Annotated in this window: 15 protein-coding genes, 1 pseudogene and 1 riboswitch; of the genes and pseudogenes, 9 read left to right on the forward strand and 7 right to left on the reverse strand. The window is 51.2% G+C overall.

Annotated features, from left to right (window positions below):
* Positions 1-5 precede the first annotated feature (5 nt).
* Complete coding sequence (locus tag M891_RS0108530) at positions 6-572, forward strand: DUF4256 domain-containing protein (protein ID WP_028538522.1); 567 nt, start codon at positions 6-8, stop codon at positions 570-572.
* 2 nt (positions 573-574) lie between these two features.
* The gene (locus M891_RS0108535) at positions 575-1,441 is read left to right on the forward strand and encodes a hypothetical protein (protein ID WP_028538523.1); all 867 of its coding nucleotides are present in this window, start codon (positions 575-577) and stop codon (positions 1,439-1,441) included.
* A 67-nt stretch (positions 1,442-1,508) separates the two neighbouring features.
* On the opposite strand, the gene M891_RS0108540 is transcribed toward M891_RS0108535, so the two are convergent.
* Positions 1,509-2,009, reverse strand: coding sequence for a CarD family transcriptional regulator (locus M891_RS0108540; RefSeq protein ID WP_028538524.1), 501 nt, complete (start codon positions 2,007-2,009; stop codon positions 1,509-1,511).
* A gap of 151 nt (positions 2,010-2,160) precedes the next feature.
* On the opposite strand from M891_RS0108540, the gene M891_RS0108545 reads away from it, so the two are divergent.
* The gene (locus tag M891_RS0108545) at positions 2,161-2,631 is read left to right on the forward strand and encodes a MarR family winged helix-turn-helix transcriptional regulator (protein WP_016313021.1); all 471 of its coding nucleotides are present in this window, start codon (positions 2,161-2,163) and stop codon (positions 2,629-2,631) included.
* 122 nt (positions 2,632-2,753) lie between these two features.
* On the opposite strand, the gene M891_RS0108550 is transcribed toward M891_RS0108545, so the two are convergent.
* Entirely contained in the window at positions 2,754-3,635 is an 882-nt protein-coding gene (locus tag M891_RS0108550) for a LysR family transcriptional regulator (RefSeq protein WP_016313022.1), read from the reverse strand.
* 190 nt (positions 3,636-3,825) lie between these two features.
* On the opposite strand from M891_RS0108550, the gene zwf reads away from it, so the two are divergent.
* The 4 genes from zwf to M891_RS0108570 all read left to right on the forward strand — a co-directional run bounded on the left by zwf (position 3,826) and on the right by M891_RS0108570 (position 8,401).
* Entirely contained in the window at positions 3,826-5,358 is a 1,533-nt protein-coding gene (zwf, locus tag M891_RS0108555) for a glucose-6-phosphate dehydrogenase (RefSeq protein WP_028538525.1), read from the forward strand.
* A 67-nt stretch (positions 5,359-5,425) separates the two neighbouring features.
* On the forward strand, positions 5,426-6,091 hold the full coding sequence (gene fsa, locus M891_RS0108560) for a fructose-6-phosphate aldolase (RefSeq protein WP_028538526.1): 666 nt from the start codon (positions 5,426-5,428) through the stop codon (positions 6,089-6,091).
* Positions 6,092-6,139: 48 nt separating this feature from the next.
* The gene (gene gndA / locus M891_RS0108565) at positions 6,140-7,552 is read left to right on the forward strand and encodes an NADP-dependent phosphogluconate dehydrogenase (protein WP_028538527.1); all 1,413 of its coding nucleotides are present in this window, start codon (positions 6,140-6,142) and stop codon (positions 7,550-7,552) included.
* A 174-nt stretch (positions 7,553-7,726) separates the two neighbouring features.
* On the forward strand, positions 7,727-8,401 hold the full coding sequence (locus M891_RS0108570) for a uracil-DNA glycosylase (RefSeq protein ID WP_016313026.1): 675 nt from the start codon (positions 7,727-7,729) through the stop codon (positions 8,399-8,401).
* Positions 8,402-8,407: 6 nt separating this feature from the next.
* On the opposite strand, the pseudogene M891_RS25290 reads toward M891_RS0108570, so the two are convergent.
* Positions 8,408-8,497 (reverse strand): annotated as a pseudogene (locus M891_RS25290) (SDR family NAD(P)-dependent oxidoreductase); the annotation flags it as partial.
* Between the two features lie 96 nt (positions 8,498-8,593).
* Between M891_RS25290 and M891_RS0108575 the strand changes: the two are divergent.
* Positions 8,594-9,271, forward strand: a complete 678-nt coding sequence (locus tag M891_RS0108575) for a LysM peptidoglycan-binding domain-containing protein (protein ID WP_028538528.1) — start codon at positions 8,594-8,596, stop codon at positions 9,269-9,271.
* 79 nt (positions 9,272-9,350) lie between these two features.
* Here the strand turns inward: M891_RS0108575 and M891_RS0108580 are convergent, their stop codons facing one another.
* The 3 genes from M891_RS0108580 to M891_RS0108590 form a co-directional block, all read right to left on the reverse strand.
* Positions 9,351-10,094 (reverse strand): amino acid ABC transporter ATP-binding protein, encoded by a 744-nt coding sequence (locus M891_RS0108580; protein WP_009226089.1) that lies wholly within the window; start codon positions 10,092-10,094, stop codon positions 9,351-9,353.
* 18 nt (positions 10,095-10,112) lie between these two features.
* Complete coding sequence (locus M891_RS0108585; protein WP_028538529.1) at positions 10,113-10,826, reverse strand: amino acid ABC transporter permease; 714 nt, start codon at positions 10,824-10,826, stop codon at positions 10,113-10,115.
* A 70-nt stretch (positions 10,827-10,896) separates the two neighbouring features.
* A complete protein-coding gene (locus tag M891_RS0108590; protein WP_028538530.1) occupies positions 10,897-11,718 on the reverse strand; it encodes a transporter substrate-binding domain-containing protein in 822 nt (273 codons plus the stop codon).
* A gap of 119 nt (positions 11,719-11,837) precedes the next feature.
* Positions 11,838-12,021, reverse strand: a riboswitch (Lysine riboswitch).
* 238 nt (positions 12,022-12,259) lie between these two features.
* Between M891_RS0108590 and speD the strand changes: the two genes are divergently transcribed.
* A complete protein-coding gene (gene speD, locus M891_RS0108595; protein ID WP_016313030.1) occupies positions 12,260-13,066 on the forward strand; it encodes an adenosylmethionine decarboxylase in 807 nt (268 codons plus the stop codon).
* Between the two features lie 69 nt (positions 13,067-13,135).
* On the opposite strand, the gene M891_RS0108600 is transcribed toward speD, so the two are convergent.
* Positions 13,136-14,266, reverse strand: coding sequence for a metal ABC transporter substrate-binding protein (locus M891_RS0108600; RefSeq protein WP_028538531.1), 1,131 nt, complete (start codon positions 14,264-14,266; stop codon positions 13,136-13,138).
* Positions 14,267-14,271: the final 5 nt, after the last annotated feature.

Raw genomic sequence — 14,271 nt, forward strand, 5'->3', positions numbered from 1 at the left:
TCATGATGAGTAATGAACCAAAGGACTTGTTGCCAGAACAACGTGAACAGTTGCTCCAAACTTTGCAAGCCCGCTTTGAGAAAAACATGAATCGCCATTCCGAGTTGACATGGGCCGAGGTCCAAGTGAAGCTGGAGGCACAGCCCGATAAGCTGTGGTCGCTCCACGAAATGGAACAGACCGGCGGCGAGCCGGACGTGATTGGATACGATGAGCAAACCAACCAATTCTTGTTCGTAGATTGTTCGGCGGAATCGCCTAAGGGCCGTAGAAGCGTCTGTTACGACCATGAAGCCCTGGAATCGAGAAAGCAGCATAAGCCCGAAGACAGCGCGATGAATATGGCGGCTGCTATGGGGATTGAGCTGTTAACGGAAGAGCAGTACCGAGAACTGCAGAAGCTGGGGAAATTTGATCTGAAAACCTCCAGTTGGGTGCAAACCCCTGCTTCCATTCGGAAGCTTGGCGGTGCCCTTTTCTGCGACCGTCGTTACGACACCGTCTTTGTGTACCATAATGGTGCAGAATCCTATTATGGCGCCAGAGGGTTCCGCGGGATGCTGAAGGTTTAGAGATGGAACATAACCATGAGGACAATCACAAGCTTTTTGCTTTACTTAGCAGTTATCTTAACCATGCCCCCGATTTGATCGATGAGGCGGAGATTAACGAGCTCGTGCAGAGCGGCGTCTCAGCCGAGTACGCCTTCAAGCTGCTGCTCGCCGCCAAGTTTGGGCTGGATATCCTGGAGACCCCTCACGATCGGGAGATGTTTCATCAGTATTTTGACCCAATGGTTCATCAGTTGGATCCTGCTGAGTATGAGCATAACCCGTATTATCGGAATATCCGCCTCCCCAATGCCCAGATTGGCGATTGCGAATTGAAATACGAAAGGTACAAGCCGTTTGAGGGATTCGTATGCAACGATATTGTGCAAACGACGGATGGACGGCAGATCCCGCAGATCGGGTTCTTCCCGGTTGAATTCAAGTATCCGGCATTGCTGGAACAGGGACGAATCTGGATGACGGTGACGCCAAACGAGATCGCCACGATGAAGGAACCCATCGCTGATGCTTTTGGACGAGTTCTAACCTTTGGACTTGGTCTGGGATACTACGCGTATATGGTTTCGGAGAAGGACAATGTGGACTGCGTGACGATTGTTGAGATCAACGAAGATGTGATTCAATTGTTCCAGCAACACCTTCTTCCCCAATTCCCGCATGCTGAGAAAATTCAGATCATCCAGGCGGATGCTTTCGAGTTTGCCCGCACTCGTCTGGCCCAGAAGGCTTATGACTATGTGTTCACTGATCTATGGCATGACGTATCCGATGGGATCGACCTGTATCTTCGAATGAAGCAAATCGAACGACAGCATCCTAAGACTCATTTTTCGTATTGGATTGAAAAGTCGATTCAATGTTATCTATAAAGACATAAAAAAGAGAGGTGCGTCTGCATCTCTCTTCTTCTATATATTAATTAATGAACACTGCTGATCACTGTTTCACAGCAACCTTCTCCTCGACGGCCTGCAAGACATCATCGATGGAGATGTTCAACGAGATGGCCATCTCTTGAAATAAAGTATTCTCTATGCTCAACAACAGCTGGTTGTCTTGGTTGCCGAGCTTCTTATGATTTTCCTCGGACCATTGTTTCTTGCGCATCAACGTATTAGCTACCTTCGCGACTTCCTCTCGTTCTCCTGTCTTCACCATCGCGCTGTATTTGTGATGCCGTTCATGATTGTTATCGATCCATGGAATGCCTTGCTCCATAAACGAGTCAATTAAGGTCATCGCTTCCTCCGGCCCCATCAATTTCTGCAATTGCAAGGGCGCCTTATCAACCGGAATGCTGATCTTCAAGGTCTCATTGCTTAGTGGATGCAATTCATAATAAGTCTTGGAAACCCCGGCCAGCGATTTCACGCAAACCTCGTCGATGCGGCAAACTCCATGCACCGAATAACTGATCAAATCCCCCTCATGAAACATGGTCGTGATCCCGCCTCTCTATTTTGTCAACTAAGTTGACTATCATCAGTATACTCTTTTTTTGCAAAATTGTCAACTAAATTGACAATATACAACCGTTTTTTGTATAGTGTAGGAGAACTAGCAACCGGCACGGAAATGGAGGGATCCCATGCATCCCAGATTTGAAACTCTGGATCTCATCGACCTGATCAGCGAACGTCATGTTCAGCTTCGCTCCATTCGCGAACAAGTGTGGAACGAACGGAACGAGATGTATATCTCCAACTCAGAATGGTTTATCATGGCCAGGATTTATCAGCAAAATCCCACGATATCTCAAGTGACCAGGCAAGTCGATATTTCCCGGCAGGCGACACATAAATTCATCAAGAGCTTGGAAGCCAAAGGGCTGGTAGAGGTTATGCCCGCCCAGCATAATAAGAAGGAAAAAAGCTTGAGATTAACGCCTTTGGGCGAAAGCTGTTATGAGAAGAACACCACCATCAAGGCAGCGCTGGAACAGATCATTGCGGAAGCGCTGGGAGCCGAGCAGGTCGAAATGTTAAAGAAGCTGCTAAAGGCGGATTGGGGAAAGTTAAACGATCTTCACGACATGAAAAAAGGAAGGGAATCCTTTTAGAATCCCCTTCCTTTTTTTCAATTACATCCCGACAAATACGTTGTGGCTGAGTGGACCCCATTTCGAGCCGCCGTAGCCATTCATTCCTTGCAGGCTGACGAAACAAGGGAGCACAATATGGGTTAGAGGCTAAATTCCTCCATAAACTTCTGGGCTGCGGTAGTGAGCGGCACGTTCCGCATATTCATAATGCCTACCTGAGACGGCGGCAGCTCTACGTCCAGCTTGATTTCAAACAGAGACCCCTCTTCCAGTTCCTTCGACACGAACTCCCGAGCCACATAAGAAATTCCGAGTCCTTTGCGCGCCAATTCAATCAGCAGGTCGACGCTGCCCACCTCGATTTCCGGCTTCAACTCGAAGCCGTACTCATGAAACAGCTCCGTGATCGCCATCCGGGCACGGCTGTTACGGGAAAACAAGATAAGCGGGTGCTCCAGCAGCGTCTCCAGTGAAATCACCTTGTCCTTGAGATTGGCATAGGCACAGCCAGCCACGAAGCAGTCTTGCAGCTGAATGCCCTCCCGCACCTCGATATGCGGATCGACGATCGGCATCCGAGCTACGCCTAGGTCGATTTTCCCTTCCTTCAAATACCCCATGATTTCCGGAGTGGTTCCGTGCAGCAGTTGAATCCCCACTTCCGGATAACGTCGATGAAAATCCTCCAAATACGGAAGCAAGTAATGCTTAAACAACGAGTCGCTGCCGCCGATCCGAAGTACGCCGGTCTCAAGGTTTTTGAGCTCGGCCATCTTCTTCTCCGCCAGGGAGATCAAAATTTGCGATTGCTCGATATACGAGTACAAGATCGCCCCTTCCTGCGTCAATGATACTCCCTTGGAGTTGCGGTAAAACAACGTGAGGCCGAAGCTTTCTTCCAGCTGTTTAATCGCATGGCTGACGCTGGGCTGAGTCAGGAATAATGCATTCGCTGCTTGCGTCAAACTGCCGGTTTTGGCTGCCCAATAAAACACTTTGTATAGCTCATAATTGTTTGTCATAAACCTGGTCTATAGCTCCTGTCAAATATATTAATTTCACCTATGGTCATATTCGTATTATATTGGAGTCATTCCAAATAATCCATAGCTTCGAGGTGGGAATGGGCGAAGTCCTATCTTCCACGAACACAGATAACCTGTATTCAACGAATAGATAAATGGAAAGCTATGCTGAGAGGAGAGAAACTGGATGGATGCCAATACGTTTGTATTGTTTGGGGCAACTGGGGATCTGGCAAAACGTAAAATTTACCCTGCCCTGTTTAACTTGTTTTTGGATGGAAAGCTGCCTGAGGTGTTTAGCGTCATCGGCTTGGGCCGCAGAGAATGGTCGGATGAGACCTTTAAGGCAAACATCGAACGATCTCTGCACAGCTTTTCCCGACGGGAAGCTAGCGATGCTGAGGCTGTGACTAAATTTCTCAGCTTCTTCCGCTATCATGTCTTGGACGTCGATCGCAAGGAAGACTACCAAAGCTTGCTGAAGCTCATTGAAGAACGCGAACAGGCCCTAGGGGCGGAGCCCAATCGGTTATTTTATCTGTCGGTTGGTCCAGAGCTGTTTGAGACGATTGCCAATCATATTCAAGACAGCGGACTCGGCGACACGAAAGGCTGGAAACGGCTTGTCATTGAAAAACCGTTTGGCCGCGACCTGCAATCCGCTCGTGATTTCAATGCACAGTTAAGCAAAGCTTTCACTGAAGATGAAATTTTCCGCATCGACCACTACCTCGGCAAACCGATGGTACAGAAGCTTCATCTGCTGCAGCAAACGAATCCGGTGCTCCAGGCTTCCTGGAACAACCGCTATATCGCAAACGTGCAAATTACGGCCAGCGAAACCGTTGGCGTTGAGGAAAGAGCCGGGTATTACGACCATTCCGGTGCCTTGCGCGATATGTTCCAGAATCATATGCTGCAGCTGCTGATGATGCTTGCCGCCCATCTGCCGAAAGGCGACGATTCGGAGCAAGTGCGCTCGAAGAAGAAGCATGTGATGCAATCGCTGGAGCCGCTGCTGCGTCAAGACGTCCCAACCCAAGTGGTCCGCGGTCAATATACAAGCGGGACCATTCAAGGGAAACCGGTTGTCGGTTATAAAGACGAAGCCGGGATCCCGCAGGAATCCCAAAACGATACCTTCATCGCAGCCAAACTGCAAATCGAAGATGACTTCTGGCGCGGGATTCCGATTTACATCCGTACCGGCAAACGCATGAAGGAGAAAGCAACTCGGATCGTCATTGAGTTCCGTGAACCGGTGAAGCAAGTCTCCAACACGAACAACGGCGGCAAACCGAATTTGCTTGTGTTCGAAATCAGTCCAAACGAGGGCATTTACCTGCGCCTGAATACGGAAGGCGAAGCGCAGCAACAAGATCTCACGAAGGTGCTGATCGGCTCCCATAAGAGCGGCAGCGAAGTGCCTGAAGCCTATGAGAACCTGATTTATGACGCGCTCCGCGGCGACTCTTCCTTCTTCGCGCATTGGGATGAAGTCGAGTTGTCCTGGAAATGGGTGCAACCCATCCTGGATGCATATGCCGCAAATGAGGTACCGTTATACCAATACCCTGCAGGCAGCTTCGGCCCGCAAGCGGCGCACGATCTGCTGGCCAAAGACGGGTTCGAGTGGTGGTTCGACCGTGAAAGCGAAGCGGCAACCTCCGCCAAAAATACCGGGAACACATCGTCTCAAGCGTCCTTATCCATTAAGTAACAGGGAATATGGAATTTCTTGTCCCTGATCGTTCAAATCTAAAATTTATAAATTTGGAGGGATCACGATGAAATTTTTTGTTGACACAGCCAATCTGGAAGACATTCAAAAAGCCTATAAAATCGGCGTCTTATCCGGGGTGACAACCAATCCTTCCCTCGTTGCCAAAGAAGGCGTTAAGTTCGAAGACCGCATCGAGGAAATTTTGAAAGCCGTCCCTGACGTGGAGTCCGTCTCTGCGGAAGTCACGCCGGACGCAGTGACGGCTGAAGAGATGATTGCCCAAGCGGAAGAACTGATCAAAATCAACAACAATGATCCGCGGATCACGATTAAACTGCCAATGACGCTGGCTGGTCTTGAAGCCACCAAATATTTGGCGCAAAAGGGCGTCAAGACCAACGTCACCTTGATCTTTACGGTCAACCAAGCTTTGCTGGCCGCTCGTGCAGGGGCAACTTATGTATCGCCGTTCCTCGGCCGCCTGGATGATATCTCCGAAGACGGCGTGCAGCTGGTATCGAAAGTGGCAGAGCTGTTCCGGGTCCATAACCTGGATACGCAAATCATCGCCGCTTCTGTCCGCCATCCGGACCATGTGACCCGCGTGGCTCTGGCCGGAGCGCATATCGCAACTATTCCGTTCGCTGTCATTGCGCAACTGGCTAAACACCCGCTGACCGATCAAGGGCTGGAGAAGTTTGCAGCTGACTGGAAGAAATCCGTAAAATAAGTGCTTTTCCCTATAGACTAGAGAGGATAGGTTTGGAGGTAAATAGATATGAAAAAACAACAAATCGGCGTGATTGGTCTCGCCGTCATGGGCAAGAATCTCGCGCTGAACATTGAAAGCAAAGGCTTCTCCGTTGCATTGTACAACCGCTCGCCGGAGAAAACCAAAGAACTGCTGGAAGAAGCGCCGGGCAAAAATTTCGTTGGCACCTACAGCATTGAGGAATTTGTGCAATCGCTGGAAACGCCGCGCAAAATTTTGATTATGGTTAAAGCCGGCAAGCCAACCGACGACACGATTAACCAACTGGTTCCTTACCTGGATAAAGGGGACATCCTAATCGACGGCGGGAACGCCCACTTCCCGGACACCCAACGCCGCAACAAGCTGCTGGAAGCGCAAGGTATCCGCTTTATCGGTGCCGGTGTCTCCGGCGGTGAGGAAGGTGCGCTGAAAGGCCCGGCGATCATGCCAGGCGGACAACGGGATGCCTACGAGCTGGTTGAACCGATCTTGACGGCGATTTCGGCCAAAGTGAACGGCGATCCTTGCTCCACCTACATCGGTCCAGATGGTGCCGGTCACTACGTGAAGATGGTTCACAACGGGATTGAATACGGGGATATGCAGCTGATCGGCGAAGCCTACCATCTGTTGAAGGATGTTCTCGGGCTGAGCGTTGATGAACTGCACAAGATTTTTACAGAATGGAACAACGGCGAGCTGGACAGCTACCTGATCGAAATCACCGCCGACATCTTTGGCAAGAAAGATCCAGCTACCGGCAAACCGATGGTAGACGTGATCCTGGACTCCGCCGGTCAGAAAGGCACTGGGAAATGGACGAGCCAAAGCGCCCTCGATCTGGGCGTACCGCTGTCGATCATCACCGAGTCGGTGTTTGCCCGCTTTATTTCTGCGATGAAGAGCGAACGCGTGGCCGCCAGCAAACGGCTGAACGGTCCGGCTACGCAGCCGTATGACGGCGATAAAGAAGCATTCATTGAAGCGGTACGCAAAGCGCTGTATGCCAGCAAGATCGCATCGTACGCCCAAGGCTTCGCGCAAATGCGCCTCGCTTCCGAAGAATATGGCTGGGATTTGGATTATGGCGCCATCGCGATGATTTTCCGCGGCGGTTGTATCATCCGGGCCCGCTTCCTGCAAAATATTAAAGATGCGTACGACCGTGACCCGAATCTGAAAAACCTGTTGCTCGACGATTACTTCAAAAATGTTGTAGAGAACTACCAAGACGCTTGGAGACAAGTCGTTGCCACTGCCGTCACCCGCGGTATTCCGGTACCGGCCTTCTCCTCCGCTCTCGCTTACTACGACAGCTACCGTTCTGAACGGTTGCCAGCGAATCTGCTGCAAGCCCAACGCGATTACTTCGGCGCCCATACGTTCGAACGCGTGGACCAAGAAGGTACCTTCCATTTCCAATGGTTGGATAAATAAAATATACGAAAGCCGCGAGGTTCTTCTCGCGGCTTTTTTACTACGTTTTTGCACGGTCTAGCACAATGTTCCAAATCCAACCAATCGAGCACCTGCGCATGCGTTAAGGAGGAACTGTACCCGCTGATGTCGAAGCCTACATAAGCATTCTAGAACTTGCGAGGTGACGAAAGCTTGACGATTCTTCACAACGATTGGGCCCCCTTCCTGGAGCCCGAATTCAAGAAACCGTACTATCTACAGCTGCGCCAGTTTCTGGCGAATGAATACCGCACTCGTACGATTTATCCCGATATGTATGATATTTTTAACGCGCTTCATTATACGTCCTTCGCCGACACCAAAGTCGTGATTCTTGGCCAGGATCCATATCACGGCCCAGGACAAGCACATGGGCTCAGCTTCTCCGTCAAACCGGGAGTCAAAGCCCCGCCTTCCCTGCAAAACATGTTCAAGGAGCTGCGGGACGATCTGGGCTGCCAAATCCCTAATAACGGCTATTTGGTCCCATGGGCCAAGCAAGGCGTGCTGTTGCTCAACACCGTCCTGACCGTGCGGGCCGACACCCCGAATTCCCATAAGGATATCGGTTGGGAGACGTTCACCGACAAGGTGATTGAAACGCTGAATGAGAAGCAGGAGCCGGTCGTGTTCCTGCTGTGGGGCAGCCATGCCCAGAAAAAAGCAGCCCTGATCACCAACCGCGAGCATCATTTGATCAAGTCGCCGCACCCCAGCCCTTTATCGGCCCATCGGGGATTTCTGGGCAGTCGGCCGTTTTCGCGGGCCAATCAATTTTTGCGCTCCAAAGGCTTGGCTGAAATCGATTGGCAGATTCCTGATTTGTAAGGCACTTTAGACGATGCTTCGCACCAAGCCTCCATCGATCCGCAATGCCGCCCCATTGATCGCCGATGACAGCGGGCTGCTGAGGAAAGTGTCGAAGCAACGGATTAACGGCTTCCCCGTGAGATTCCAGTAACCGACGCCCAGGCCTCGCATACGGTATAGGAAGAAGCCTAAACGAAAGGGGAAGTTCCATTGTTTAACTATTATTATCGGCAGTGCCCCGCAGAGCACTACCCCTACACCGTACAGCCTGGGGACACGCTGAACATCATCGCATTCCGGCTGGAATCCAGCGTCACGCGCATTTTAGCCGCGAACCCAGGCCTTGACCCAAACAATCTGCAAATCGGCCAGGTGATCTGCATCCCCTCCTGCCCGCCAAATCATGTGTCCCGTATCATCCAGCCCGGCGACACACTGTATCAGATTGCGCAGGAATACGGCGTGACCATCGCCAGCATCCTGGAGGCGAACCCAGGCGTGGATCCGAACTCGCTGCGGGTCGGACAACGACTCTGTATCCCGCAGATTGGCGGCGCTCCCGATGTGTCCGGTCTGCGGGAAACGATTACCGCCATGCAAAGCGACATCAATACGCTCAAAGCGGATAGCAGCGTTCAGCAAACGCATGAGAGCAACTACGGCAACTCCACGCAGACGACCCGCGTGCTGAGCGTAACCCCTCGTGAGATCCGGTTCGAGGCGGTTCCGGTCACGTTCGCCGGCGCATTCCGCGGTCATTTTACCGCCGGCCGCCGTTACCCCTATTATGTGGATGCCTCCATGGGCGGCAGACGTACGCTGAACGTCAAGGATAACTTCGGGGTATGGCATTCCTTGAACTACAGGGAACAAACACCGCAATCCTGATTGATGTCCACACACACGAAAAAAAAGGCGGGACCCAGATCTACATCCAGGTTCCGCCGTATCCTCATTTAACCTCGTCTTACCCTTCCCGGTTTAACGTCCGCTTCAGGAACTCTCTTGTCCGTTCTTGCTTCGGAGCATTAAAGATCTGCTCCGGCGTTCCCTCTTCGGCGATGACCCCTTGGTCCATAAATACGACCCGGTCCGATACCTCCCGAGCGAACTCCATCTCATGGGTCACGACGATCATCGTGAGCCCTGAGTAGGCCAGCTCCTTCATGACCTTCAGCACCTCGCCCACCATCTCGGGATCCAGCGCCGAGGTTGGCTCGTCGAACAGCAGGACGTCCGGGTCCATCGATAAGGCGCGGGCGATGGCGACCCGCTGCTTTTGTCCGCCGGAGAGCTGCTTCGGTTTGGCATGAATATATTGCTCCATCCCGACATCTCGCAAATATTTCATCGCGATTTCCGTCGCTTCTTCCTTGGAGCGCTTCAGCACCTTGACTTGTCCCACGACGCAGTTGCTTAGCGCGTCATGATTGTTGAACAGGTTAAACTGCTGAAACACCATCCCCAAATGCCGGCGGTACAACGAGGCCTTCTGCAAATCCTCCAAAATATTGTTGCCATTGTAGATAATTTCCCCGCCGCTTGGCTTCTCCAACAGATTGATGCAGCGGAGCAATGTGGATTTGCCGGAGCCGGAGGAGCCGATGATGCTGACAACCTCACCTTTGCTGACCGACAGATTGATATCCTTAAGTACCTCGTGGGTACCAAAAAATTTGCTCAAATGCCGAATTTCGATTACCTTGTCCATCCTCACTCCTGCTTTCTGCTAGCGCTGCAGCGTATAGCTTTCGGGGCCGTCCAGCCTTTTTTCGATACGCTGTAATATTTTCGTTACGGTTAACGTCATGATCAAGTACAACACGCTGGCCACAAAGAACGATTCAAAATACCGGAAGTTGTTCCCGGCAATCGACTTGGTCATAAAGTACAGTTCCGATACGGAAATCACGTTCAGCACCGAGGTATCCTTGATGTTAATAATAAATTGATTGCCCGTCGCCGGTAAAATGTGGCGAATGACTTGCGGCAGCACCACATTGCGCATCGTCTGCCAATGGGTCATCCCAATGGCGTGGGCGGCCTCGAATTGTCCTTTGTCCACTGAATAGATGCCCCCGCGCACGATCTCAGCCATATAAGCTCCCGTGTTGATGGAGACGATGAAGATTGCCGCAAACGTCCGGTCCATATCGTAATTGAACAGCAGAGACGATCCGTAAAAAATCGCCATCGCTTGAACGATCATCGGCGTTCCCCGGAAGCATTCAATGTAAACGGTCAGCAGGGCGTTAACGATCTTCAGCAGCCAGCGTTTGAGCCCGCGTTCCGGCACCGGAATGGTTCGGATTACGCCAGCCAGCAGACCAATCGCCGCACCGATGATCGTGCCGATGAGCGAAATATATAACGTTATCCCGGCTCCACGCAAAAACATGGGCCAGTTATCGGTAATGATTTGGATGATCCACTCGTAAGTCATTTTAATTCCTCCCGCACCGTATAAAACCGACTGCAATCCCATTGCAGCCGGCTTATGTCCCGTGCTTTATTTAGTTCGCTGCAGGTTGATTCTTAATCGCATCGTTCATAATCTGGGCCCGTTCGTCTTCGGAAATGCCCGCAAGAATTTCGTTGATTTTCGCCGTCAAGTCGCTGCCCTTCTCAAGACCAACCGCGATGGCGGTATCATCATCGGAGGTGTTGAAGCCGTCCTGGAACTCCACGTAAGCGAAATTCTCATTTGCGGTTGCGGCGCTGACACCTTCCGGAAGCTCAGACACATAACCGTCAATCGTACCGGATTCCAAGGCTACACGCATTGCCGGGAAGTTGTCCATCGCCGGTTGCTTGTTCACCCCGTTGATTTGGTCGATGACAGAGTAGTGGAACGTATTCAGTTGGGCCGTAACTTTCGCGCCGCTGAAATCTTGGATCGAGGTTGCACCTTCATAAGGGCTTCCTTTTTTCACCACCATAATCAGGTTCGATTTATAGTAGTTATCCGAGAAATCAATCGTCTTCTTACGCTCTTCGGTTGGGGACATCCCGGCAATAATCGCATCGATCTTCCCAGAGGTCAACGCCGGAACCAGACCGTCCCATTCCGTCTTGACAATAACAAGCTTCTTGCCGAGGCCGTCGGCAATTTTCTTGGCGATTTCCACATCGTAGCCGCCTGCGAATTCGGAGCTCCCGTCAATTGGAACCGCGCCGTTGGAGTCATCGTTTTGCGTCCAGTTGAACGGGGCATATCCCGCTTCAAGTCCGACTTTAAACGTATTATCGTCTTTGCCGCCGGAGGAGCCGCACCCTGAAAGGACCAGCACGACCGACAATAACATGAGGATGGATAAAGACCAGGTTTTTCTCATTTTTCTTCACTCTCCATACGAATTAATGAATCAATAAAAACAGAAACAAAAAAACGACTTCGGATATACACCGAGGCCGTTTGATGGGTTCATTTCCGTCCTGACACCCACTTTCCCCTCGACGAGATAGCGCAACTTGATAGATCGGGTTCATCTATCAAGACAGTCCTGCAGCTATTAACTGCAGGCCCAGCAGCATATAGCGAGCCTATATACCGCTTCGGCGACATTTCCTTCTCCCCGGGCTCATCGCCTGCTCAAGCTCCTCCGAAGACTGTTAAATATCGCGCCTCTACCTCACCATTGCTAGAAAGTGAGGTCTAATTCAATTTGTTTGTAGGATACAATATGAACACTATTTCTGTCAAACTAACATAGGGTGGAAATGATAGGGAAAGAAGAGAACGACAGCAGTTTTGATCCAGGTGCCTAACCCTAGACCTCGGTTCACCTGATCAAGATGCTGGAGCGGCGGAACGTTTTTTTTCCAGAAGAAAAGGGAATAACCAATAGGGTACACCTATGCTAAGGGGGATCTCTCATGAAGTTGACGCCGGAGCAGCGCATTCAGCTGCATGAGTTCAACAACCTGACCAAAACATTAAGCTTTAATATGTACGATGTCTGTTACACCCGAACCAGACAGGAGCGCGAAGCTTATATCGCCTATATCGACGACCAGTATAATTCCGATCGCCTGACGAAAATCCTCAGCACGGTCTCTGAAATTATCGGTGCTCATATTTTGAATATCGCGAATCAGGACTACGTTCCGCAGGGAGCCAGTGTCACGATGTTGATTTCCGAAGGCCCCGTGGTGGAGGTGCCCACTGAGTCGTTTGACGAATCGCCCGGGCCGCTGCCGGAATCTGTAGTGATGCAGCTCGACAAGAGCCATATCACCGTCCACACGTATCCCGAATACGATCCGAAAGAGAGCATCAGCACGTTCCGCGCCGACATCGACGTATCGACTTGCGGGGAAATCTCGCCGCTGAAGGCGTTAAACTACTTGATCCACTCCTTCGAAGCGGACATCATGACCATCGATTATCGCGTACGCGGCTTCACCCGCGACATTAACGGCCACAAGCTGTTCATCGACCACGATATCAGCTCGATCCAGAACTATATTCCCGACGAAGTGATTGAGAAATATCAGATGATTGATGTGAATGTCTATCCGGAGCATATTTTCCATACGAAATGCAAGCTGAAGCAGTTTGATCTCAACAATTACCTGTTCGGGTATACGAAGGACGAACTGTCTGCCGAAGAGCAAAAGCAGATTACCGAGATGCTGGTCACTGAAATGGATGAAATCTTCTATGGTAAAAACATTCGTTAAACAAAGCAGCCCTTGCCAATTATGGCCTAGGGCTGCTTTGTTGTTGGAGCATATGTCGTATCCAATCAGTTACTCGTTTAATGCTGCTTTTAAAGCTTCGAGGTTTTGACGCATCAGCGACAGGTAATCTCGGCCCGCTGCTTCATCTTCGGCCGTCAGTCCTTCGATCGGGTTCAAGACCGCTGTCTTCGCTCCAATTTCCCGGGCAATCGTCTCGGCTACTTTGGAAGAGACCAATGTCTCGAAGAATATCGTCTTCACCTGATGCTCCTCGGCGAACTTTACGATCTCCGTCATCTGTGCCGCTGACGGCTCCTGGTCAGGAGATAATCCGGCGATCGGTACTTGGATCAGCCCATACTCCTGGGCCAAGTAACCAAAGGCAGCGTGTTGTGTGATAAAGTCCTTACGTTTTGCATTATTCAACGCGCTAGAGAAGTCTTGGTCCAATTGCTCTAACTGGGCAACGTAGGCGTCAGCGTTTTGCTTGTAGTTGGCCGCGTGCTCTGGGTCCGCTTTCGCCAAAGCGGCCTCAATGTTGCGAACCTCTTGGACTGCTAACGCCGGTGACAACCAGACATGCGGGTCCAGTCCGCCGTGATCGTGACCATGGTCATGATCGGAATCGTGCGCCGCTTCCTCAGCGTCGGATTCATGATGGGCGTCGTGGTCTGCATCACGATCGACATCATGCCCATCCCCGTCGGCATGTTCCTCTTCGCCTGCGTGCTCCTCGCCATGCTCGTGCTCCTCTTCTTCTCCGCCTTCCATCAGCGCGATCCCTTCGCTGGCCTCAACAATTTCCGGCTTACCGCCGGATGCGGAAGCCTCCACCTGTTCCAGCCAACTTTCCATCCCGGCGCCGTTCACGATAAGCAGGTCGGATTCTGTCAGCTTCCGAATATCCTGGGGACTCGGCTCCCAATCATGAGGTTCTACACCGCCGGGAACGAGCAGCTCAACTGTCGCCAGATCGCCAGCGACTTGCTTCGTAAATTCATACATCGGGTAAAAGCTTGTTTGAATCCGCAACGGCGGTTTGGCAGCCATCTCTTCATTGCTGCCTGCCGCATTCGTAGCAGCATTCGCCGAATTGGCTGCATTTCCTCCACCTTGTCCGCCTCCGCCACAACCGGCAATCACCAGCACTAAGCTCAGAATAGCCGTAGTGGCAAAGCTTTTTACATAGCGTAATTTCATTCTCT

This window comes from Paenibacillus sp. J14 (genome assembly GCF_000518465.1).
Classification (GTDB): Bacteria; Bacillota; Bacilli; order Paenibacillales; family Paenibacillaceae; genus Fontibacillus; species Fontibacillus barengoltzii.